Annotated in this window: 21 protein-coding genes; 12 read left to right on the forward strand and 9 right to left on the reverse strand. The window is 67.4% G+C overall.

Features of this window, described 5'->3' with window-relative positions; translation table 11 throughout:
* Window positions 1–106 precede the first annotated feature (106 nt).
* A complete protein-coding gene (locus tag HJG44_RS12880) occupies window positions 107–307 on the forward strand; it encodes a hypothetical protein (protein ID WP_171218742.1) in 201 nt (66 codons plus the stop codon).
* Window positions 308–322: 15 nt separating this feature from the next.
* Here the strand turns inward: HJG44_RS12880 and HJG44_RS12885 are convergent, their stop codons facing one another.
* The 7 genes from HJG44_RS12885 to HJG44_RS12910 form a co-directional block, all read right to left on the reverse strand.
* Entirely contained in the window at window positions 323–1,735 is a 1,413-nt protein-coding gene (locus HJG44_RS12885) for an amidase (RefSeq protein ID WP_171218743.1), read from the reverse strand.
* Between the two features lie 11 nt (window positions 1,736–1,746).
* Window positions 1,747–2,982, reverse strand: a complete 1,236-nt coding sequence (locus HJG44_RS12890) for a threonine ammonia-lyase (RefSeq protein ID WP_171218989.1) — start codon at window positions 2,980–2,982, stop codon at window positions 1,747–1,749.
* A gap of 187 nt (window positions 2,983–3,169) precedes the next feature.
* A complete protein-coding gene (locus HJG44_RS12895; protein ID WP_171218744.1) occupies window positions 3,170–3,481 on the reverse strand; it encodes a hypothetical protein in 312 nt (103 codons plus the stop codon).
* Window positions 3,482–3,648: 167 nt separating this feature from the next.
* On the reverse strand, window positions 3,649–4,032 hold the full coding sequence (locus HJG44_RS12900) for an endonuclease domain-containing protein (protein ID WP_171218745.1): 384 nt from the start codon (window positions 4,030–4,032) through the stop codon (window positions 3,649–3,651).
* Between the two features lie 173 nt (window positions 4,033–4,205).
* Window positions 4,206–5,261, reverse strand: coding sequence for a porphobilinogen synthase (hemB, locus tag HJG44_RS12905; protein WP_171218746.1), 1,056 nt, complete (start codon window positions 5,259–5,261; stop codon window positions 4,206–4,208).
* A gap of 219 nt (window positions 5,262–5,480) precedes the next feature.
* Entirely contained in the window at window positions 5,481–5,840 is a 360-nt protein-coding gene (locus tag HJG44_RS24425; protein ID WP_430395057.1) for an Rmf/CrpP family protein, read from the reverse strand.
* 459 nt (window positions 5,841–6,299) lie between these two features.
* Window positions 6,300–6,539, reverse strand: a complete 240-nt coding sequence (locus tag HJG44_RS12910; RefSeq protein ID WP_171218747.1) for a hypothetical protein — start codon at window positions 6,537–6,539, stop codon at window positions 6,300–6,302.
* An 818-nt stretch (window positions 6,540–7,357) separates the two neighbouring features.
* Between HJG44_RS12910 and HJG44_RS12915 the strand changes: the two genes are divergently transcribed.
* From HJG44_RS12915 to HJG44_RS12940, 7 genes are all read left to right on the forward strand, one after another.
* Complete coding sequence (locus tag HJG44_RS12915; protein ID WP_246736200.1) at window positions 7,358–7,519, forward strand: hypothetical protein; 162 nt, start codon at window positions 7,358–7,360, stop codon at window positions 7,517–7,519.
* 1,253 nt (window positions 7,520–8,772) lie between these two features.
* Window positions 8,773–9,579: a transglutaminase-like domain-containing protein gene (locus tag HJG44_RS12920; protein WP_171218749.1), complete on the forward strand. Its 807-nt coding sequence runs from the start codon at window positions 8,773–8,775 to the stop codon at window positions 9,577–9,579.
* 84 nt (window positions 9,580–9,663) lie between these two features.
* The gene (locus HJG44_RS23400; protein WP_210261074.1) at window positions 9,664–9,825 is read left to right on the forward strand and encodes a hypothetical protein; all 162 of its coding nucleotides are present in this window, start codon (window positions 9,664–9,666) and stop codon (window positions 9,823–9,825) included.
* Between the two features lie 557 nt (window positions 9,826–10,382).
* Entirely contained in the window at window positions 10,383–11,432 is a 1,050-nt protein-coding gene (locus tag HJG44_RS12925; protein ID WP_171218750.1) for an enoyl-CoA hydratase/isomerase family protein, read from the forward strand.
* Window positions 11,433–11,438: 6 nt separating this feature from the next.
* Window positions 11,439–11,873 (forward strand): DUF6163 family protein, encoded by a 435-nt coding sequence (locus HJG44_RS12930; protein WP_346767167.1) that lies wholly within the window; start codon window positions 11,439–11,441, stop codon window positions 11,871–11,873.
* Between the two features lie 192 nt (window positions 11,874–12,065).
* Entirely contained in the window at window positions 12,066–12,578 is a 513-nt protein-coding gene (ldtR, locus tag HJG44_RS12935) for a transcriptional regulator LdtR (RefSeq protein ID WP_171218752.1), read from the forward strand.
* Between the two features lie 161 nt (window positions 12,579–12,739).
* Window positions 12,740–14,011, forward strand: coding sequence for a L,D-transpeptidase family protein (locus HJG44_RS12940; protein ID WP_171218753.1), 1,272 nt, complete (start codon window positions 12,740–12,742; stop codon window positions 14,009–14,011).
* A gap of 424 nt (window positions 14,012–14,435) precedes the next feature.
* On the opposite strand, the gene HJG44_RS12945 is transcribed toward HJG44_RS12940, so the two are convergent.
* Both HJG44_RS12945 and HJG44_RS12950 read right to left on the reverse strand, forming a co-directional pair.
* Window positions 14,436–15,041: a hypothetical protein gene (locus tag HJG44_RS12945; RefSeq protein ID WP_171218754.1), complete on the reverse strand. Its 606-nt coding sequence runs from the start codon at window positions 15,039–15,041 to the stop codon at window positions 14,436–14,438.
* 493 nt (window positions 15,042–15,534) lie between these two features.
* Window positions 15,535–19,296, reverse strand: coding sequence for a hypothetical protein (locus HJG44_RS12950; RefSeq protein ID WP_210261075.1), 3,762 nt, complete (start codon window positions 19,294–19,296; stop codon window positions 15,535–15,537).
* 316 nt (window positions 19,297–19,612) lie between these two features.
* Between HJG44_RS12950 and glyA the strand changes: the two genes are divergently transcribed.
* Genes glyA through HJG44_RS12970 form a run of 4 tightly spaced genes read left to right on the forward strand, consistent with a single transcriptional unit; the run spans window position 19,613 to window position 23,195 of the window.
* Window positions 19,613–20,917, forward strand: a complete 1,305-nt coding sequence (gene glyA, locus HJG44_RS12955) for a serine hydroxymethyltransferase (protein WP_171218756.1) — start codon at window positions 19,613–19,615, stop codon at window positions 20,915–20,917.
* Between the two features lie 42 nt (window positions 20,918–20,959).
* A complete protein-coding gene (gene nrdR / locus HJG44_RS12960) occupies window positions 20,960–21,460 on the forward strand; it encodes a transcriptional regulator NrdR (protein WP_171218757.1) in 501 nt (166 codons plus the stop codon).
* Window positions 21,457–22,566, forward strand: coding sequence for a bifunctional diaminohydroxyphosphoribosylaminopyrimidine deaminase/5-amino-6-(5-phosphoribosylamino)uracil reductase RibD (ribD, locus tag HJG44_RS12965; protein ID WP_346767152.1), 1,110 nt, complete (start codon window positions 21,457–21,459; stop codon window positions 22,564–22,566). The genes nrdR and ribD overlap by 4 nt, the downstream gene beginning before the upstream one ends.
* Window positions 22,566–23,195, forward strand: coding sequence for a riboflavin synthase (locus HJG44_RS12970; RefSeq protein ID WP_171218758.1), 630 nt, complete (start codon window positions 22,566–22,568; stop codon window positions 23,193–23,195). The genes ribD and HJG44_RS12970 overlap by 1 nt, the downstream gene beginning before the upstream one ends.
* The last annotated feature ends 49 nt before the right edge of the window (window positions 23,196–23,244 follow it).

Consider the following 23,244-nt stretch of genomic DNA (forward strand, 5'->3'; position numbering starts at 1 on the left):
TTTTTCCGAACGGCGGCGTTCCTGCCGGCTTAATCTTCGGGTAACCATCTGGCCTGCAACCTGCATGCCGTACGCATGCGATGTTCGGCCCTCGACGGGGTGAGCTGTGGCGCCTGGCTACTACATCACGGTGGACACGCCCCCCTACGGGGTGAGCTCGGTCCTGCATCCGAGCGCGGAAGGCGCGGCGGAGCGGACCGGCGCCCTCCTGGCCGAGGGGCGGACGGTCTACGTCACCACCCCGGAGGGCGACCTCCTCCCGGGCCAGGACTTCCTGGCCGAGATGAGCGAGCAGCCTTCCGCCTGAGCGCGGGCCGCCGCCTCACCCGTGCGTCACGCGCGGCTCGGTCAGGGTCGGCCAGGGCCGCGCCGTCTCGAAGGCGCGCGCGGCGCGCAGCACCTGCCCGTCCCGCTGGACCGCGCCGACGATCTGCAGCCCGACCGGCAGCCCCGACGCGGTGAAGCCGCAGGGCACGGTCGCGGCGGGCTGCAGCGTCAGGTTGAACGGGAAGCTGTAGGGCGCCCAGTCGATCCAGTTCTCCCCGAAGCGTCCGTCCGGCGGCGTGTTGTTCCCCACCTCGAAAGGAGGCGTCGCCAGCGTCGGCGTCAGGAGCAGGTCGTAGCGCTCGTGGAAGCGTTCCATCGCGAGATAGAGCGCGCCGCGGGCGTTCATCGCGGTCACGAAATCGGCGCCGAGCACCGAGCGGCCCTTCTCGGCGACGGCGACGAAGCCGGGGTCGAGCTCCGCCCAGCGCGCCTCGGGGATCCCGCGCAGGACCGACCAGGCGCCGACATGCCAGAGCGTCTCCAGGATCCCGATCGGATCGGCGAAGCCGGGATCGGCCTCCTCCACGCGCGCCCCGAGCTCCTCGAAGACGCGCGCCGCCCGCGCGGTGATCGCCTCGACCTCCGGATCGAGCGTCTCGACATAGCCGAGCCGCGGGCTCCAGGCGACGCGCAGGCCGCGCACCCCGAGCTCGAGCCCCGCGAGGTAGTCCTGCGGCGGCGTGACGAGCGCGGTCATGTCGCGCGGATCCGGCGCCGCGATCGTGCCGAGCATGATCGCCGCATCCGCCACGCTCCGCGTCATGGGCCCGACATGCGACACGATCGCGAAGGGGGAGGGCGGATAGGCCGGCACCCGGCCGAAGCTCGGCTTGATCCCGAAGACGCCGCAGAACGAGGCCGGGATGCGGATCGAGCCCGCGCCGTCCGTGCCGATATGGAGCGGACCGAGGCCGAGCGCGGCGGCCGCCCCGGCACCGCCCGAGGAGCCGCCGGTCGTCATTCGTGTGTCCCACGGATTGCGGATGAGACCGTAGAGCGGGCTGTCGCCGAGGCCCTTCCAGCCGAATTCGGGCAGGGTCGTCTTGCCGACCGGAATGGCGCCGGCCTCCAGCAGCCTGTCGACCGCCGGCGCGTTCTCGGCCGAGGGCGTCTCGTCCGTGGTCCGCGATCCGCGGCGGGTCGGGTGCCCCTGCCAGATCACGTTGTCCTTGACCGTGAAGGGCACGCCGTCCAGCGGGCCCGCCGGGTTGCCTTTGGCCCAGCGCTTCTCGGACGCCGCAGCCTCCTTCAGCGCGCCCTCGCGATCCACGAGGCAGAAGGCGTTCACGGCCCCGTTCACGCGCTCGATCGCATCCAGCGCCGCGCCGACCGCGTCCCGGGGCGAGAGCTTCCTGTCGCGGTAGGCGGAGACGAGCCCGGCGACGTCGAGCGAGAGGATGTCCTGCATGGGCTGCCCGTTCAGAAATTCGTTTCGGAGAGGCCGGCCGGTCCGATCCGGCGGGGATTGAGCCCTCCGCCCGTCAGCGCCTCGAAGATCGCGGCGGTGTGCTCCCGGCTGCGCGTCTCGATCGTGACGTCGACGGAGACGCCCTTGGCGGGCACGTCGAGGAAGAGCCGCCCGTGCGAGACCTCCAGGATGTTCGCGCCGAGCGCGCCGAGCCGGGTCGCGATCTCGCCGAGCAGCCCGGGCCGGTCCGGCGAGGTGATGCGGAAGGAGGCGATGCGGTCCTCGCGCTCGAGCTCGCGCACCATCACGGAGGCGAGGAGCCGGGCATCGATATTGCCGCCGCACAGGACGAGTCCGACGCGCCGGCCCCGGAACAGGTCGGGCCGGGCGAGCATGGCCGCGAGCCCCGCGGCGCCGGCCCCTTCCGCCATGGCGCGGCAGAACGTGGCATAGGCGTTGACGGCGCGCTCGATCGCCGGCTCGTCGACCAGCACGATCTCGGCGACGAGCGCACGGATGATGGGCAGCGTCAGGCGGCCGACATTCTTGACCGCGATGCCTTCGGCGAGCGTCGCCCCGCCGACCGGCGCGTCCTCGCCCCGGATCGCGTTCGCGCAGGAGGGATACAGCGCCGCCTCGACGCCGATGATGCGGATGTCCGGCCGCACCGCGCTCGCCGCCACCGCGACGCCGGAGATCAGCCCGCCGCCGCCGATCGGCACGAGGATGTCGTCGAGCTCCGGATCCTCCTCCAGCATCTCCAGCGCGATCGTGCCCTGGCCGGCCATGACGAGCGGGTCGTCGTAGGGATGGACCAGGGTCAGGCCGCGTTCGGCCGAGAGCCGGCGGGCGACCTCCTCCGAATCCGCGAGCGTCGCGCCGCGCAGCACCACCTCGGCCCCATGCCCGCGCGTGTTCTCCGCCTTCACGAGCGGGGTGCCTTCCGGCATGACGATGGTGGACGGGATGCCGAGCCGGCCGGCATGATAGGCCACGGCCTGGGCGTGGTTGCCCGCCGACATCGCGACGACGCCGCGCGCCCGCTCCTCGGGCGAGAGCGCGAGGAGGCGGTTCAGCGCGCCCCGCTCCTTGAAGGCGCCCGTCGCCTGCATGTTCTCGTACTTCACCGCGACGGTCGCGCCCGTGAGCTCGGAGAGGCGTGGCGCGGCCAGGAACGGCGTCCGGAGAACCTGGCCGCGGATCGCGGCGGCCGCGCGCCGCACGTCCTCGACCGCGATGGCCGGCATCGCGTCCGTCAAGCGGCGGCCTTCGGGGAGGAGGGGAGGCCGAACAGGCCTTCCGGCCGCAGGAGCGCGAACAGGACCAGCATGACAAAGAGCGCGAGATCGCGTCCCTCGATGGGCAGATAGGCCGACCATAGCGTCTCGAAGAGGCCGATCGCCAGCCCTCCCGCCGATCCGGAACAGGGGAGGCTCAGCTCCTCCCGCCCGGCGCCGGCTCGGGCGGCTCGTCCGCCAGCGCGTCCGGCGTGTCCAGGTAGTAGCGCTTGAGGAGGTACACGGCCGCGGGCGAGAGCGGACCGCGATCGGTCGTGACGCCGACGAGCTCCATCTTGCTGGCGGAGAGCCCGTCCGCCGCGAAGCGGCACACGGCGTGGCGCGCGAAGGCCGGGCCTCCGGGGCGGGTCGCGCGGTATTCGATCCGCACGCTGTTCGGCTCGTGCCCGTGCAGGACCTGGCGGATCTCGATCCGCGCCCCGCCGCCCTCGAGCGCCGGCAGCGCCATGCGGCAGATCCGCGCCTGCTCGCCATCGACCGCGCGGGAGCAGGCTGCGAGCGCGAGCGAGAGGAGGGCGGATGCCGTGAATGCGGCAGTCGTAAGAGACCGCAGGACGCGCCGCCGCGCTCCCTCTCCCCGTCGGGGAGAGGGTTGGGGTGAGGGGGGATTCGAACTCAAATGTCGGCGCGCAGGGCAGGCTGATCCAGATCGGCAGGCGCGCCTTGCAGCAGGTTCAGGATGGTTTCGCAAACGCCGTCCAGGTTCTCGATCACCTCGCGATTCCAGAAGCGCACCACGAGGTATCCGCCGGCCTCAAGGGTGACCGTTCGCTGGCGATCCCGATTCAGCTTTTCCTCGGCCGCATGCTGCTCGCCATCCAGCTCGATGATCAGCCAGGCGTCGGGACAGCAGAAGTCGACCACATGCTGCCCGATCGGCATCTGCCGGCGGAATTTCCACCCACCAAGCCTGCGGTCCCGCAATCTGCTCCAGAGAAGACGCTCGACCTCGGTCTGCTTTCGCCGGAGCCGCCGCGCAACGGGCGTCAGGTTCGGCATCGGCGCAGCCCCCTCACCCCAGCCCTCTCCCCCTCGGGGAGAGGGAGCCCGCGCCTATTCTGGCAAGGTCGGGAGCTAGCTTCGAGCACTATCGCGGGAAACGCCGCCGCGCTCCCTCTCCCCGAGGGGGAGAGGGCCGGGTGAGGGGCCGTCCCGCGCGGAGAATGTGCCGCTCACCCCCGCCGCAGCCGCTCCGCCACGACCGGGGCGTAGTAGGTCAGCACCCCGTCCGCCCCGGCGCGCTTGAAGGCGATCAGGCTCTCCATCATCGCGCGCTCGCCGTCGATCCAGCCGTTCTGGGCGGCCGCCTGGATCATCGCGTATTCGCCGGACACCTGGTAGGCGAAGGTCGGCACGTCGAAATTGTCCCGCACCCGGCGGATCACGTCGAGATAGGGGAGGCCGGGCTTGACCATCACCATGTCGGCGCCCTCGTCGAGATCGAGCGCGACCTCGCGCAGCGCCTCCGCCGAGTTCGCCGGATCCATCTGGTAGGTGAGCTTGTCGCCCTTCAGCTTCGTGCCGAGCGCGTCCCGGAACGGGCCGTAGAAGGCGGAGGCATACTTGGCCGCGTAGGCCATGATCTGGACGTCGAGGAAGCCGGCGCGGTCGAGCGCCTCGCGGATCGCCGCGACGCGCCCGTCCATCATGTCGGAGGGCGCGATGATGTCCGCTCCCGCCGCCGCCTGGATGAGCGACTGCTCCACCAGCACCGCCACCGTCTCGTCATTGAGAATGCGGTCGCCGTCGAGCAGCCCGTCATGGCCGTGGCTGGTATAGGGGTCGAGCGCGACATCCGTGATGAGGCCGATATTCGGGACCGCCTCCTTGATCGCCCGGACCGCCCGGCAGACGAGGTTCTTGGCGTTCAGCGCCTCCGAGCCGCGCTCGTCCCGGAGCGCCGGATCGGTGTAGGGGAAGACGCCGATCGCCGGGATGCCGAGCCTCGCGGCCCGCTCGGCCTCGCGCAAAGCCTCGTCCACCGAGAGCCGCTCCACGCCGGGCATCGCCTGGACCGGGACGCGCCGCCGCTCGCCGTCGATGAGGAAGAGCGGCCAGATCAGGTCGCCCGCCGTGAGCTCGTTCTCGCGCACGAGCGCCCGGCTCCAGGCCGATTTGCGGTTCCGGCGGGGGCGGTTGCGCAGCGCGAGCGGCGGCGCCTCGGGGCTCAGCGTCTCGCGGACGACCTCGCGGATCGCGGGGCGGGAGATCGATCGGACGTTGGACATCGGTGGCTCGGCGGCGTCTCGCAGGCGGGTGGCGCAACACCTAGCACATTCGAACTGATCCAAAACAGATATGGTGGATTACGTAGGGCCGCAGGCCGGCTCGGGCCGCGAGTGGTCCTGATCCTGGCTCGGCTTCGGGCACGAATGGGCCGGGAGGGGTGGGAAGCCGAAGTTCGCCGGCAGCCCAGAACCGGGCATTCGGCGTTGCGCCCGTTCCGGTCATGACAGCTTCGGTGGACGTACTCTGGGTGCGCGCTCCGCTGCCGAAGCGGAGCGCGGCGAGGATGTCGGAAAGGGCACGGCTGGACCAGCTTCGGCACACACAAAGCCCCGGATCCAGAGACCCCCCTTCCGGGAGCCGGCCAAGTAAGGGCATCTCTCGACAGAGAGCCCGTCCAGACCCGCCTCCGCTCCCTCGTTGAGATAAGTCAAGATGTCATACACTGCGCGGCTCGGAATCGGTTTGCGCCGCCCTGGACAGGCAGCCGCGTTGACCTCGTTCTGCAAGTGGTGCCCGTCCGCTGTCAGAGCAGTGCTAGGCCCAAACGATATCGGGGCTCTTCGCCGGCGAGGAGCCACCCTCGTCGTCCCATCGTGACGTGGCTTCGTTCCGTTCGGGAGGCTCTGCCGCGTCCGTGTAAGAACGACTCGCCAAGGTTACGTTCGAGGCGGACCTTAGAATCTGCTGCAATTCCAGGAGGGCACTCCGCCGGAGTTCGTCCGGGGTGGCTTCGCCATGAGCTCTCAAGGGGAAATGGAGCTGAAGGTCTACATGCCTGCCTCCCATCTCACCGGAGAGAACAGCCCGAACAGAGTCGTGGTCCGGGCTGTAAACCAGGCTCTCGATAACGACGGTATGGGTCATGGCTCTGCCTCCGGGTGAAAGTGCCCAAGCGCCGAGAGGGTGCCCCTGCTAGGGGCGGAGCAACAAACATACTGAGGCCACCAACAACTGGCCATGCCGAGTGTTCCGAGCCGCCCAGGCCCACCATGGCTCTCTGAGCCCAGTTGCCCTCGAAACGGTGCTCTTCTCGACCCTCACCGATTCAAGCTCTCTTTTAATTGAGCAACGCCCTTCTCGCTCAGCTCCTGGCAGACACCGACAATCCGTAGCACCTGTCGGCCACGAATTTCACCCTTACCGATACCTGTTGATTTGGCTTTCGTCTCTTCGCAGCTCGTCCTATTGTCAAAAGCCGTCAGAATCAGTTCCAGCGACGGCTCGCTCGCAGTGTGGTCTCCCGCGAAGACAGCCGCTATGAGAAGAACGTATTTCATCGCTATTCGGCTCCTATTCGTCTCGCCGGTTTCCGCCTGCCCTTCATCAGCGGTGGGCGCAGACCTGGAGCTGATAGCGGAGATCCTGCGCCGCGTTCATGAGCGCGGCCTCCGACCGCGGCACTTGTGACCGGACCGCCTGGAAGCGACGGGCTGCAGCAGCAACTTCCGGGTCACCATCGCGGACGAGCTTTGCTACGTCGAGGTCTGTGGAAGCGACAGCCCGATCTATCAAAGGAACGGTTCTGGCGCACTCGGCCGGCTGAAGCGGAGCTGCTGCGCCGGACCCGCAAAGCCCGATGAGGCATGCGGCAAACACCATAATCTTCATTGGTCGTCCCCTGATTTGGTCGTCCCTGCACTCAGCTCTGACTTATTATCCAGCCGTGGACCTCTTTTTCGGCGGCAGCCATCCCGATCCCGTAGCGTCCTGCTACGGTTACCGCGAAGTGGCGCTCTGTCGTGATCTTAGACAATTCCCTTGTAGAAAGATTAGGCCACCTCGCCTCGGCGGCACCAGGATGACGTCGAAGCGCGTGTTGGAACATGTTGTCATGAGCCGCCGCTACATAGCGCATACGTACCTCCCTTAGGTCTCGTATATCTGGGGCTGGCTAGGCATTTAAATAAGTAGGAGCGGCGCGCTTTTATTCAATGTCGGCTCCTTGTAACGACTGTTATTCGGACTCATATCTTAAATAGTGGGCTCGACGCGACGCCTATGGCACGGCCGCCTCCGAGCGCCGGGTGGAGGACGCAAGATGTTCGGGTTCAGAGGTGGCGAGAGCCCCGAGACGGTTTCGCGTAAGAAGAGCTACATGAGCGCTGCACAGCAGCGCTGGAGCTTTCTGACCAATTTCGACCTTTCTACCATCAAGAACGAAGAGCAGCTCACGTCTATGGTCAAGGACCGCTCCGGGTCTTCCGCCGACGCCGCCCGGGAGGATGTTCGGGACTGGGTCCGAGGCAAACAATTCTGACGGCTGACATTCAGGTGGGTGCCCGCGCCACTCACCGATCATGCGGTCAGATCACGCATAGGAGGAAGCCATGTTGATCAGCACTCGCTACGGCTGGATGAACGAGCCGACAGGTCAGGTTTTCGTGGCCATCGCCATCGCCGCCGTCGTGTTCGCGTCGGTTCTGACGGCGCTAGGCTACACGTAACAGGGGACGCCTGGGAATTCGAGCTGGAGGAGGCGACGGTGGCAGAGCAACGGTTCCGCGCAGGCGACGCAGTCACTCACGTGGGCACGCGATGCCCCTGCGGGGTGCGGCGCTTCGAACTCACCGTTATCACCTGCCTCATGGGCGGTCCCGAGCAGTGTTATCTTCTAGCGGACGGGGCTACCCGAAGAGTGACTTTTGCTGAAGGCGAACTCTTCTCCTCCGCTAGACGTGAGAGGTCGCACCATGACCAACTTCATCCTTCAGTCGGAACCCGGCCACGCGGATTTGGGAAACCAGGGTGAGGTAACGGCTGGGGCAGCGCAGGAGGCTGCGGACGATGCCGCAGGGCGCCTCACGACGTGCCGGGGATCGAGAAACGAACTGCGCGCCCGCATCTGGGCAGTGTCCTTCGCTCCAGGCCGACGGTCGTCTTCTACGACCAGTCAGAGGCGCCGACGGATTCCGAACGCGGTTCGTTCGACCAATCTGTTGGAATCGAGCCTCGCGTACGAATTAGGAGCCAACAATGAGCATGATGATTCAGTTCCTGCGGTTCAGGCGCGGTGTTCCCGAGGTGGTGTCCACGTGGAATTACCCCGGAACAGATGAACACGCAGCCCTCGACGGTGCAGTGGCTCTTAGAGGCGGCCGGGCTTGGCCGTTTCAGACAGAAGCGATCCGCATCTTGGGCGACAACGGGCGCACGCTCCTACAAGCGCTCGTGCCGAGCCGAGGCAGCACCTCGATGGAGAACCTAAGTCCCACAGCCGATCACCCGGCCCTGGCGAGACGTGATGTAGTCGAACCAGAACCATCCCGGCCCGCCCCTCCTGTGCCGAGCATGCGGCGGCCTTTTGAGATCGGTGAAGCGGTCTCATATGCTGAGGACGGCAAACCCGAGATTTGGGCGGGCGGGTTCGAGATAATCGGCCTGCACCCGGTTCGCGGCGGTGGCACTCGATACGCGATCAGAAGCGCGGGAGAGTCGTTCGATCGGATCGTTCAGCAGCACGAGCTTTGCGAAGATCTTGGGGCTCGAGGACGGGGGCAATAGGGCGACCCGATGCGAATCCAGGTCGGATGCGAGATGTCGTATGTGCTTGGGCAGGCAACGCCCATTCTAACAACGCTGAACATTCACTCGTCTCGGATCGCCGATCTTGAGCGGCCCGATGAACTCACGACCGAGCCCTGGGTTCCTGTCCGCGGCTATCGTGACGGGTTCGGGAACTGGTGCAATCGTCTCGTTGCGCCTTCGGGGGCTTTTACTCTGCGAACGGACACTGTTGTGCGTGACGACGGGAAGTGGGATCCGCCCCCGCCTGAAGTTGAAGAAACGCCCGTTCAGCACCTCCCTGGGGATGTGCTCGTCTTCCTGCTCGGCAGCCGCTATTGCGAGACGGACCGGTTGTCTGAGATCGCGTGGAAGCTATTTGGCCACACGCCGCCTGGCCTCCAGCGCGTAGAAGCGGTTTGCGACTTCGTTCACGACCACATCGCGTTCAGCTACGATGCCTCCCGAGCGACCCGGACAGCCTTCGAGGCATTCGAAGGGCAGCGAGGGGTCTGCCGTGACTTCGCCCATCTAGCGGTAGCGTTCTGCCGGTGCCTCAACATCCCAGCTCGTTATTGCACTGGATACGTGAGCGATATCGGCCTTCCGCCGCCCAACTCGCCGATGGATTTTGCGGCTTGGATAGAAGTCTTCCTCGGAGAAGGCTGGCACATGTTCGATCCGCGCAACAAGGACCCGCGAATCGGGCGCATCCTGATCGCCTATGGAAGGGACGCAGCAGATGTTCCGCTCACACTCACATTCGGCCCGGCCGAGTTGATCAAATTTGCCGTAACGACGCGCGAGATCTCGTAATTCCCGAGCGGAGCGGGCCAGATCTATGCCTCGGAATCTGAGCCCGCGATCTTCGATGCTCGCCAGTATCCCAAGGCGCCGGTGATGCCGGCGGCAACGGCTTTTGTCAGTGAAACAGTTGCCGGCCCGCGTGATGTGGGCAGCTTAGTCAGGCAGGAATCCTTTGGCCCTGAGATGAGCGGCGAAGGCCTGATCAGCACACTCGGCGCGGTTAGCCCGCTGTTGATCTCGGCGGCGAACGTCTAAGGCCGCGACAAGGATCTGCCGGATAGCCTCGGAACGCGACGGCTTGGGGTGTGGCGCGTCGGCGATCCAGCTATCAAGGTCCGCTAAAATCTCTGAGTTCAGATCAAGATGGATAGGCGAGCCATCGTTCATGGTGAGGCACTCCCCAATCGGCACCCTACTTCTTGCGCTCAACCACGCCTTTATAAAACTGCATCTTAGCCGGTTCTATCACCGACGGCCACTTCGGCCTACCGGAGCAGGAAAGCTCGGCGCGTTCTCCTGCTCGGTCAGAACGGACGAGAGCGCTACGTCCGCTTCCCTGCCCTGCGCGCTTCAGAGCAGTCGAACCGATTTCGGCCAGGACGGGTCGATGAAGCCGGAGCGGAATGCCCGTAAGCAGACCTCATGAGCTTCCAACTCGGGTCGAAGCCGACCGCGTGAGTGGCGCGAGACCCGATGCCTTTACCACCTCCGGACCTGGGCATAGCGCCGCCGGGCGATCCTGTCCCGGCATCGAAGCTGCCCCACGGCTCCGCCGTTTGCTCTCGGCCGTCCCTTCCGGCTATGCCGCGGGCATGAGCGAACCGGAGATCATCTGCGAGCGCCGCGGCGCCGCCGGCCTCGTCACGCTGAACCGCCCGCAGGCGCTGAACGCGATCACGCACGGCATGGTGCTGGACCTCGCCCGCGCGCTGGATGCCTGGGAGAAGGACCCGGCCGTCACCCGGATCGTGGTCCAGGGAGCCGGCGGGAAGGCCTTCTCCGCCGGCGGCGACATCCGCGCCCTCTACGAGGCCGGGCAGGGCGGCCGGCACGGGGAGGCGCTCGCCTTCTGGCGCGACGAGTACCACCTCAACATCCGCATCAAGCGCTATCCTAAGCCCTATGTCTCGCTGATCGACGGCATCGTCATGGGCGGGGGCGTCGGGGTGTCGCTGCACGGCTCGCACCGCGTCGCGGGCGACCGCTACCGCTTCGCGATGCCGGAGGTCGCCATCGGCTTCTTCCCGGATGTCGGGGCGACCTACGCGCTGCCGCGCCTGCCGGGCGCGACCGGCATGTATCTGGCGCTGACCGGCGCCCGGGTCGGCCCGGACGATGCCGGGGGGCTCGGGCTCGCGACCCATGTCGTGCCGTCGGGCGCCTTTCCGCAGGTGCTCGGGGACCTGGCCGCGGGCGGGGACGTGGACGCGGTGCTCGCGGCCGCGTGCCGCGCGAGCGAGCCCGGCCCGATCATGCGCGAGCGCGCCGTCATCGATGCCTGCTTCTCGGCCGAGAGCGTGCCGGCCATCCTGGCCCGGCTGGACGAAGCGGCCGCGAACGGTTCGGATTTCGCCCGCGCGACCGCCGCCGAGATGCGGACCAAGGCGCCCTCGAGCCTGGCGATCGCCTTCGAGCAGGTCCGCCGCGGACGCGACCTCTCCTTCGAGGAGGCGATGGCGACGGAGTTCCGCATCGTGAGCCGCGTGGTGCACGAGCCCGACTTCTACGAGGGCGTGCGCGCGACCATCATCGACAAGGACGGCGCGCCGCGCTGGAGCCGGACGAGCATCGACGAGGTCGATCCGGACTGGGTGGCGGCGCATTTCGCGGCCCTCGGGCCGGCCGAGCTGGGAGTGGCCTGATTGGGCGTGCGCTATATCGGCGGGGCGAGCGTCGCGGACGAGGACGACCGCCTGCTCGCGACCGCCGCGCCGCGGCACCTGCGCTGGAACCTCGTCCTCGTCTGGTTCATGCGCATCATGGCGCTCGTCTGGGCCGTGAAGGGCCTGATCGCCTGGGCGCATATCCTCGGGATCGCGGGCACGGTGCCCTTCGAGGCGCGCCCGACCGGCCAGCAGGCCGTGACCGTCTATTTCGCCGTGATCGATCTCATTGCCGCCGTCGGCCTCTGGCTCACCTCGACATGGGGCGGCGTGCTCTGGCTCCTCGCCGTCATGAGCCACCTGATCCTTGCCGTGTTCTTTCCCCGCTTCGTTGCCAACGGCGCCCTTCTCATTGCGCTATTCATCATCGGGTTGATGATGTACTTGACTATATCCTGGCTCGCGGCGGTCGAGGAGTGACGGAGTAACGATTTTGTAGGCTCTGCTAACGACTCGTTTACCTAACAAACCAGCAACTTCAAGGTTCATTTACGTAGAGATGTAAATCGCCGATTCATCCTCTTACTTAAAGTGGTCTTCATTCGCGTAACCTAGGTTGGCCTCATAACGGACCGGGAGAACCCGGCCGGCAGACAGGGCATGAGGCAACAGATGGCAAACCTGGCGAAGAAGGTCGCTCAGCCGGAAGCTCCGGCGGCCGAGGAAGGCGTGAAGCCGCGCTACCTGGAGGCGCTGCACCTGGTCGAGCGGCTTCACCGCCGCCTCCTCGACGTGATCAAGGACGAGTTCGAGCGGCGCGGCCGGGACGACGTCAACAGCGTGCAGGCGCTGCTGCTCTACAATATCGGCGACAAGGAGCTGACGGCGAGCGAGCTGCGCACCCGCGGCTACTATCTCGGCTCGAACGTCTCCTACAACGTCAAGAAGCTCGTCGAGATGGGCTATCTGCACCACGCCCGCTCGCGGGTGGACAGGCGTTCGGTCCGCATCAGCCTGACCGACAAGGGCCGCCAGGTGCACGACATCGTGTCGGGGCTCTACGACAAGCATGCCCGCACCATCGAGCCGATCGGCGGCATCTCGACCGACGACTTCGCCCGGCTGAACCAGGCGCTCGTCCGGCTCGAGCGCTTCTGGACCGACCAGATCCGCTACCGCCTCTGAGGCGGACCGTCCTGCTCCGCACGGCGCGGTGTGCGCTGCCGCACCGCCACAAAACGGCCGGACTGCTCAGGCTTCCTTAACCGCGGCTTGGGCAGTGATGGTTGGCATCGCGCCTGGGCCGCTGTGCTCACGCCGCCACCAGCTTCCGAGAGCAGGGCCGAATGCCGTCACGCCGCCAGTTCCTGTCTGCCTCCGCCGCCGTCGCGCTCGCCGCCGCGGGGGGGCTTCCCGCCGCCGCCGCCGAGCAGGCGGAATGGGCGCAGAATTACGATGCCGTCGCGCGCATCCGCGTCCCCCGCTCCACCACGCCCATCCTCTCGCCCCAGGCCGTCGCCGCGACGGAGGAGGCGGCCGAGCGCTACCGCGACATCGTGAACCGTGGCGGCTGGGAGCGCCTCGCGGCGCCGGCCGGCCTGCGCGTCGGCTCCAAGAGCCCCGCCGTCATGGCCTTGCGCCAGCGCCTCATCGTCGAGGGCGACCTCGACCCGGCGGCCGGCTCCTCGCCGATCTTCGATTCCTATGTCGAGGCGGGCGTGAAGCGCTTCCAGGCGCGGCACGGCCTCAACGCCACCGGCATCCTCAACGAGGCGACCCTCGCCTCCATGAACGTCCCGGCCGAGACGCGGCTCAAGCAGCTCGAGCTGAACATCGTGCGGCTGCGCTCCTATGCGGGCAATCTCGGCCAGCGCTACGTCATCATGAACATCCCGGCCGCGCTCGTGGAGACGGTCGAGGACGGCCGCGTCGTCACCCGCCACGCCGCCGGCGTCGGCAAGATCGACCGGCAATCGCCGATCATGAACGCGAAGATCACGCAGGTGAACTTCAACCCGTTCTGGACGGCGCCCGCCTCCGTGGTCCGCAAGGACCTGATCCCGATGATGCAGAAGAACCCGACCTACCTGACGGAGAACCGCATCCGCGTGTTCAACCGCGACGGGCAGGAGGTGCGGCCGGAGAGCATCAACTGGCGCTCGGACGAGGCGACCCGCTACATGTTCCGCCAGGATCCGGGCGGCGACCTCAACTCGATGGGCTTCGTGCGCATCAACATCCCGAACCCGCACGGCGTCTACATGCACGACACGCCGTCCAAGGGCATCTTCGGCGACGATTTCCGCTTCGTCTCCTCCGGCTGCGTGCGCGTGCAGAACGTGCGCGACTACATCACCTGGCTCCTCAAGGACACGCCCGGCTGGGACCGCGACCGCATCGAGCAGACCTTCGAGGCGGGCTCGCGCACGGACGCGACCCTGGCCCAGCCCATCCCGGTCTACTGGGTCTACATCACGGCCTGGGCGGCGCCGGACGGCCTCGTCCAGTTCCGCGACGACATCTACAACAAGGACGGGCTCGGCAACTTCTCCGTCGCGCTCGCCCGCCGCGGCGCGATCGAGCCGGACGATCCGGACGCGGCCTTCCTCCAGAACTGAGCCTGAGGCGGAGCATCAGGACTCACCCTCGGGCGCGTCCCGAGGGTCCCTGTCATCTCCGGGCTCGACCCGGGACCTCGTCCCGCCTGCTCCGACAAAACGGCCCACTCACGCGGGCCGTTTTCGTTCGCGCGCCCCGCCTCTCCCGAGAGCGGGAGGCCGAGTTGCCCGGAGGGCGAACGGTTAAGGGGCGTGCCCTCTCCGGACAAGGCGCATCCCCTTCACCCTGTCCCTCTCTCCGCCGGGGAGAGTGGACCCGGGCCCGGAAAACCTAGCGCAGGCCGAGGAACGACAGAATCGCGAGGACGATCACCACTGCGCCGACAAGCCAGATGATGTTGTTCATGGAAACCCTCGAAACCTCAGCCTTTTGCAACCAACCTTGGCCGTCCCGGTCAGTTCCGGCGGAGGGTCCAGGCGGGGATCAGCGCCCGGACGCGCCGGACCCGAAGAACCCCCGCAGCTGCGCCGCGTTGGCCCGCCCGCGCGGGCGCTCCCACGCATCCTCCCTGGCCCAGCGCGCGACCGTGCCCGGATGCACGCCGAGCCGCGCCCCGATCAGCGCCGTGCCGAGCCGCGTCAGCTCGTAGAGCGCCCGCGCCTCCTTGCGGATTTCCGGCGCATAGGGCCGGCCGCGGCGATCCCCCGCGCCGGCGAGCACGCCCCTCCGCTTCGACGCCGCGAAGCGCCGCGAATGGGACGGCACCGCCGGCCGCTCCCAGCCGCGTCTGCGGATCCACACCGAGATCTGCGCCTGGGACACCCCGACCTGCCGCGCGATCGCCTTCTGCGACAGGAGCGTCCCGGTGACGAGATCCCGCGCCATGCCGATCGCGTCCGCCGCGTAGGGTCTTCCACGCCCGCGGCGATAGCGGGGCGGACGCACCCGATCCGGACCGGGCGCTGCCGGGCGCTGCCACCCGTTCCGCTTGCGCCAGCGGCAGAGACTCGTCGCCGACACGCCCGTCCGTTCGGAGATCGCCTCGAAGGAGAGCCGGGTGCCCTCCAGCAGCGCCCGTGCCGCGGCCACCACCTCCGGCACGATCGGATGCCCGCCGCCGCGCTGCCCGGCGAGCGGAAGCCGGGCAGGGCGGGGCCGCTGGCGCCGGTTATCCTCCCTCGCATCGGATCCCGGCTCTTGCCGAGATCCGCAATCAGGCATGCGCAAACCGGGTAGGCCCGGCTGGCGCGGGGGAAGACTCTGCCCTCGGGCGACGACACGAGGGTGGCGTGCAGCGCCGGAGGGGGTTTCTCGCCCATGGCGGAGGGGGACCGAGCTCCGCCCGGCGAAGGGGGCGTGGGGCGCAGCCGGGCAGGGTGGGTCCTGTATTTGTCATTCAGGAAAATAGACCTATTTTCACTAAACGTCAAGCACCCCACTCGCCGTGACCTCGCTCGATCGGCGGTGGAAGGGCGGTCGAAGCCCGGCGGAGGGGCGCGCCACGGGCCGTCATCCTCGGGCTCGATCCGAGGATCTCTTAGGTCGGCTCTCGTATGTCGACCTAAGGATGTAACCAGCTCTGCTACTCGAATGTTTCATCTCTTTCGCGGTCCCGCTCAGTTTCCCACTGGCGCTCAGCCGCAATCACGTGGTCGAGTTTAGCGCGGGCAACCTGAACAAAGGACATCAGATCCGGACTGAGATGGGGCTCCAGATCGTCCAGCAACCGAGCGTTCGCCTCGATGATCGCTGCGCGCGAGCCGCTCCAACTTGTCGGCCGAAACCGCTCGATGAAGATCATCAGAACACGGTCGGGTTCGGGTGCGTTTGCGAATAGTGCGATCGCTTCCTCGGACCACGCCAGGGGGCTGGCCTCACCGGATCGGCGGGCGAACGTGACGAATGAGGCGGCGATCGGATAACGCCTCTCGCGGTCTCGGTTGCACCAAGCAACGAGCTCCTCGCACGGAATCTCGTCCGCTGGATTTGGCCGGTAGTCATGTAGGTGGTCGAACACGCCGACACCCGCCCGTTGCTCCTGGTCTTCTCCCTCGAATAGGGCATCCAGAACGGCCACTGGCTGGACCGCCAGCAGGGCTTTAAGCAGGTCGTCGTTGTGGAACGAGTAGGTCTCGTATGCCGCGACGGCCCGCCTCAGCCGGCCGGCGACTTCCGCCGCGAGGAGCGCGGCCTCTGGCCCTGTAAGGCAGGCTCGCACGACCCCCGCCAAATTATGGTCGTCACGCTGGTGGTCCTTTCTGAACCTGATGCGCCGCAGTAACTCTCGACCGGCCTCCAGGAGTTCGGGCTCATGCTGTCTCTGTGCCGAGCGATCCGAGTATAGGCGCATGAAGAGGACATTTAGAGCTACCTCGAACCCGTCGGGTTTGTCAGCGATCAGCTGGAGCAGATCTCTCAGATCCCCGGCTCCCAATTGGTCCGTCGTTCGCCCGAGCGCCAGGTTTCGATACATCCAGACCGGCACCTGATCCGAGTTGAGGGCCTGCTTCAGCCGCTCGACACCACGCGCATCAAGCTGCACCGCCGAGTGCAGTACTGGCATGAACGCGATGAGAGCGGGCTGGTCGAGAGCCGCATCGAGGAAGTCTTGCGCAAGGTCTCTGTCCTGCTCCCAGAATTTGGCGAGAAAGCCTCGGAGCACCTGAACGTCGCGTTGCTCCAGCGGGATCTGCTCGAGACCCTCCACGAGCCTTGACCAAGTAGCGCGGCTGTTCTCGGCTGCGCCTGCGAGCCCACGACCGAACGCCCAGGCCCTGTTCCCGCCACGGAGAAGGTCGGGCAGGAGATCTGCGAACACCGCTTCGTCGGCGGCAACTGCCGCGCCAAGCTCGGCGGCGATCACTTGAAGCCGCTCGAACTCGCTCGTGATGTCGCCTTCGAGGTCAATGTCCTCCAGGTCGAGCCCGCCCGACCTGTCGCCTAGCACCACCGCCCGGACCCGTTCCGAGAGGTTGGACGGCCTGAGCACGGCTTCCAGAGCGGAAAGGCGAGACGAGCTGTCTGGGGTCAGCCGTTCCCTGTCGAAACGCATGGTCTGCCGGCACGCGGCCCAGCCCTCTCGCCAGAACCCGTCGGCGGCGAACCGGCGGGACAGACCTTCGAGTTCGTCGAACATGTGCGCCGAGGTCCACAGCCCGCGAAAGTTCCGCGCCAGCAGACCGCCCAACTCGGGCTTGAGCACCTCCTCGGTGAATGCCAACCGTTCGATCAGCGCCAGCGCGGTGCCGTACCATCGGGTGACGTCCTCATCGCTCCCGGGCCGGTAACCGTAATCCCGCGACCGCGCCCCGAACTCGAAACGATGGCCGGAGCTGAAGTGTGTCGCTTCCAGAACTTCATCCAGGGCGGCCAAGCCGAGCGAGCGCTGCTTCACCTCGCCGGATCGGAGCAGCCGCTCGATCAGCCCGAGGCGCTGTTTGATGGTGGCGTGCGTCCCTGACAAGTAGATCGTGAAGAGTGAGACGAACGTGTCCGAAGCTTCTTTGGCCTTTCGCTCGTCCGAGCTCTGCGTCGCCGACAGCACCAGTAGAGAGGCGCTTCGTTCGAAAAGGGTTGGGTCGTAGGCCAGAGAGCGCAGCAACGACCGATATTGCCGCCATACCGTCGCGGCCGACTCTGGATTGCCATCGCCCTCCCGCTCCAGAGCCGCGAGCGCGGCCCCGGGCGACACTGGGGCGACGTTCTCAAACATCGCTCGGCCAAGGTCATTGAGAGCGGTCACGTCGCCCAGCAGGCCACCGGGCGCGAGCCACCGCTCGACGATGGCAATGGCGCGGGGATGCTGGTGCAGGAATGCCAGTCGCCGCGAGAAGGACCGGGCGAGCCGATCCGTTCCGCCCGTCACGAGCTGCTGATCGATCAGCTGGTATGGGATCTCGTCGAGAGCCCACGCGGCTAGCCTGTTCGCTAGAGCATGAGGCAGCACCGCCCTCCACACCCCGCGCTGCTGCACCAGATCGCGCTGGAGCAGGTCAGCAGCGTGCCGGTACATCTCCGCGGGCGTCTGGCCGGCGAACGCACATAACCGCGGCAGCTCAGCCTCATCTCCGTCCAGTGTCTCGCCATTGAATGAGTACACAAGCGCGCACGCCTTTGCAGCGCGCAGGAGCGCGTGATCTCGGTCGCGCTCCCGCCAGAAAAGCCGCTCGAAGAGGTCGACATCTGAAAATCCGGCGATGCTCTCGGAGCGTTCGATCGTCCCGGCGAGGGCGATCGCGATCCGGGCATTGCCGCCGGACGCCTCGGCGATGGTGCGTGCGTCAACTTCGGACACGTGCGGGAAGCGACGTCGGATCAGCTTCTCGATCAGCTCGGGCGAGGACGTGTCCAGGGTGACGACCTGTGTCCCCTCGGGCTGGTCGTCGCGCACGTCGTACTCGACCGTGAGGACGCTGACCGTGCTGCCCGATGCGGCGCACAGATCCGAGAGCCTGCGGTGGAGATCCGGAGGGCAGTTGTCGACGATCAGGATGGCGCGCGTGCGGGTCGCGATCAGGTCAGAGGCGAGGCCGGTCGGCTGCGGGTCGGGGTTGTCCGAAAGGTTGGTGTAGACGGCGAGCGACGGCGGGAGGGGAAGCGAGCCGATGCGCGCATCGAAGAGCGCCTGGACAAGGCGGGTCTTGCCCACCCCCGACAAGCCGACCAAGCGCACCATCTTGCCAGGTTGGGCGAGCCCGTCACGCAGCTCGTCTATGGCGTCGGCGACGGGCTGCGCGGGCGTATCGCGGTGCCCGCCGAGATGCAGGCGCAGCTTGTCGTCGAGCAGGTACTCGGCCTCGACGCCCTCCGCCGCGCCACTCCACGGCCCATAAGGACGCCAGCCGACGAGAGCGCGGCCTACCTTCTCCTTGACCCAGGTAATCAGCCCGGGGTGCTTTCGCACCCAACTCGCAAGCCGCGTGCGATCGTAGAAATCGGTGTGGAGCTGAGCGGCGTTGGCGACCCCCGTCAGGGCCTCGCGCAAGGCGTTTCGCCGATTCCGAAGAGCGATGTCGGCCGTTGATCCGTGCGAGCTGACGATGATGTAGGCGCCCGCCTCGTCGGCGAGTTCCTGGATGACGGGCCGGATCGCACCATCCGGCCGCATCTCGGCGAGGATAGCAACCCTCCGCATGTCTGGTGTCTTGACCTGGAACCCCGTCGAAAATCTTGGGATGTAGCCGTCGATGGGGGTACCTGCCGGCAGCGCGACACGCACGTCGAGGCCACCGTCCGCCGCTGTTTGGTTGCCGCCCCACGTTACGGCGGCGGGGGAAAGCCTGCGACTGGCGAGCTCGGCTTCACAGAGACGTCCGACAAGCTCGCGCAGGTCGATGTCATTCAACTGAGAGATGTCGTTGGGAGCTATGTCGAACATAGAAGGATACTGCCGGCGCGAAGGGCAGAGTGAAATAGTCAGGCAGAAAACAACGGTGTAATACCCGATAGGGCGGTTGAGTTACCTCTCGCTCCTCCGGCTCGCTGCGCTCGCCACCTCGGGTCGGGCCCGAGGGCAGGCTCTCCCCCGTGAGCGGGGGAGGATCCAGAGCGGGGGAGGATCACGGCCGGCCCGTTTGCCCCCGCCGCGCCCCGCGTGCTAACCGGCGGAACCCTCCGCATAGGCCCAGATCCCGCGAGCCAAGTCCCAAGGGCGAGAACCCATGAGCGCATCCCCGTCCGGCGGCGACCGGCTGTCGAATTCGTTCTTCTCCGCCGGCCTCGCCGATGCCGATCCGGAGATCTTTCGCGCCGTCGAGGGCGAGCTCGGGCGGCAGCGGGACGAGATCGAGCTGATCGCGTCCGAAAACATCGTCTCCCGCGCCGTGCTCGAGGCGCAGGGCTCGGTGATGACGAACAAATATGCCGAGGGCTATCCGGGCCGGCGCTATTACGGCGGCTGCGCCTTCGTCGACATCGCGGAAAAACTCGCGATCGAGCGCGCCTGCCGGCTCTTCGACTGCCGCTTCGCCAATGTGCAGCCGAATTCGGGCAGCCAGGCGAACCAGGCCGTGTTCATGGCCGTGATGAAGCCGGGCGACACCTTCATGGGGCTCGACCTCGCCTGCGGCGGGCACCTGACGCATGGCTCGGCCGTGAACATGAGCGGGAAGTGGTTCAACGTCGTCTCCTACAAGGTGCGTGAGGGGGACGAGACGATCGACATGGAGGAGGTGGCGAACCTCGCGCGCGAGCATAAGCCCAAGGTGATCGTGGCGGGCGGCTCGGCCTATTCGCGCCTCTGGGATTTTGCGCGCTTCCGCGAGATCGCGGACGAGGTCGGGGCCGTGTTCATGGTCGACATGGCGCATTTCGCCGGGCTCGTCGCGGGCGGGGCGCATCCCTCGCCCTTCCCGCACGCGCATGTCGCGACGACGACGACGCACAAGACGTTGCGCGGGCCGCGCGGCGGCATGATCCTGACGAACGACGAGGAGCTGGCGAAGAGGATCAACTCCGCCATCTTCCCCGGGCTGCAGGGCGGGCCGCTGATGCATGTCATCGCTGCCAAGGCCGTGGCCTTCGGCGAGGCCCTGCGGCCGGATTTCAAGCTCTACGCGAGGGCGGTGGTGGAGAACGCGAAGGCGCTGGCCGATTCGCTGAGTTCGGCCGGCTACAAGATCGTCGCCGGGGGGACGGACAACCACCTGATGCTGGTGGACCTGCGCTCCAAGGGGCTTACAGGAAAATCCTCAGAGGCCAGTTTAGGAAGAGCCCATCTCACCGTGAACAAGAACGGGGTGCCCAACGACACCGCGAAGCCGACCGTGACGTCCGGGATCCGGCTCGGGACGCCGGCCTGCACGACGCGCGGCTTCGGCGTCGCGGAGTTCCGCAAGGTCGGCGCCATGATCGTGGAGGTGCTGGACGGGCTGAAGGCGAATGGCGAGGAGGGGAACGGCGCCGTCGAGGCGGCCGTCGCCGAGCGCGCCCGCGAGCTGACCCGCCGCTTCCCGATCTACGGCTGACGCGCGGCGCCTCAGGGCTGAGCTCAGGACGAGGTCCGGCCGATGCGCTGCCCCTATTGCGGGAGCCTCGAGACCCAAGTGCGCGACAGCCGCCCGGCGGAAGACGCGTCGTCCATCCGCCGGCGACGGGTCTGCCCGGATTGCGGCGGCCGCTTCACCACCTTCGAGCGTGTGCAACTGCGCGATTTGACTGTGGTCAAGCGGTCGGGCCGCAAGGTCGCCTTCGACCGTGACAAGCTGCAGCGCTCGGTCGAGATCGCACTGCGGAAGCGGCCCGTGGAGCCCGAACGGATCGAGCGGCTGATCAACGGCATCGTGCGCCAGCTCGAGAGTTCGGGCGAGACCGAGATCCCCAGCGGGACGATCGGCGAGCTCGTGATGGAAGGCCTGCGCACGCTCGACGCAGTCGCCTATGTCAGATATGCCAGCGTCTACAAGGACTTCCGGGACGCACACGATTTTTCCGAGCTGATCGGCAGGCTTGCCGCGGAGGACAAGGCGGCGGGCGAGGATGGCCCGCCGCCTGAGCGCGCCGAGGCGTGACCGGACATCCGGAAGACGAGCGGCTCATGCGCCTCGCCTTGGCGCTCGGGTACCGCAACCTCGGCCGGACCTGGCCGAACCCTTCCGTCGGGGCGGTGTTGGTCGATCCCGATGACGGCCGCATCGTCGCCGTCGGGATGACGCAGTCCGGTGGGCGCCCGCACGCCGAGCGGATTGCACTTACGGAGGCCGGCGGGGCCGCCCGCGGCAAGACGCTGTATGTCTCGCTCGAGCCCTGTTCGCATCATGGCCGGACGCCTCCCTGCGCAGAGGCCGTGATCGCTTCGGGGGTAAGCCGGGTCGTGACCTCACTCGAGGATGCGGACGGGCGTGTGGCGGGGCGTGGCCACGCGATGATCCAGGAGGCCGGCATCGCGCTCAAAACCGGCGTGCTGGCAGCCGAGGCGGCGAGCGATCATCGCGGGCATTTCACTCGGGTCCGGGAGGGAAGGCCCGCCGTAACCCTGAAGCTCGCCCAGACGGCGGACGGTTTTGCCGCCGCGGAACAACAGGGGCGGCTTTTGATCACGGGGGAGGGTGCCAATGCTCGGACCCACATGTTGCGGGCCCATGCCGACGCCGTGCTGGTCGGGGTTTCGACAGTCCTTGCCGACGATCCGCGGCTCGATGTGCGGCTGCCCGGCCTGCAGGAGCGCTCGCCCGTGCGGATCGTGCTGGACAGCCGGCTGCGCACGCCTCCGCAGTCGCGCCTCGTGAAGACGGCCGGAGAGCGCCAGACCATCATCCTGTGCGGACGGGGTGCGCATCCGGATGCCGAGCGGGCGCTGTCCGATCATGGTGCGCGCATCATCCGGACATCGTGCGACGACCAGGGGAGGATCGAGCTGACATCCGCCCTGCGACGTCTCGGCGATACCGGTCTGACACGGGTTCTGTGCGAGGTCGGGCCGACCCTTGCCGATGCGCTCGCGCGCGACGATCTGGTCGACGAGGCGGTCGTGATCACGAACGAGCGCCCGCTCGGCCGGCCCGGGCTCGTGGCCATCGGACCCCACCTTGCGGAGGCGCTCCGGTCCAGGCTCATCCCGCTGTCGGTTGAGCAGGTCGGGCCAGATCGCATCCAAGTCTTCGAAAGGGCGCCCTGATGTTCACCGGTCTCGTCAGCGATGTCGGGCGGGTCGTCGCCGCGTCCGGCGGGGAGAAGCTCCGCCGGTTCCGGATCGAGTCGGCCTACGATCCGCAGACGATCGCGCTGGGCGCCTCCATTGCCTGCTCCGGCCCCTGCCTGACCGTGGTCGCATCCGGGCCGCGCAACCAGGGATCCTGGTTCGAGGTCGACGTCGCCGCCGAAACGCTCGCCAGGACGACCGCCGCGAACTGGCGGGAGGGGACGCGCCTCAATCTCGAACGCTCGCTGAAGGTCGGCGACGAGATCGGCGGGCATATCGTCACGGGCCATGTCGACGGCGTCGCCGAGATCGCGGCGCGCGAGGAGGTGACGGGCGAGGGCGAATGGGGCCCGACCGCCCGCTTCGTCCTTCGCGCGCCGTCGAGCCTGATGCGGTTCGTCGCCGAGAAGGGCTCGGTCTCGCTCGACGGCACCTCGCTCACCGTCAACGCGGTCGAGGGAGACACCTTCTCCGTGCTCCTCATCCCGCACACGCTCGCCGTGACCACCTGGGGCGAGCGCCGGGCGGGCGACCGCGTGAATCTCGAGGTCGACCTGATGGCGCGCTACGCTGCGCGCCTTGTCGAGGCGGGGCAGGGCGGGTAGTCACCCGCTCGCTGCGGCTCGCCCCGAGCTCCGCGGCCAGCTGGACGAG

The sequence above is a fragment of the Enterovirga aerilata genome (assembly GCF_013044135.1).
GTDB classification, from domain to species: Bacteria; Pseudomonadota; Alphaproteobacteria; order Rhizobiales; family Beijerinckiaceae; genus Enterovirga; species Enterovirga aerilata.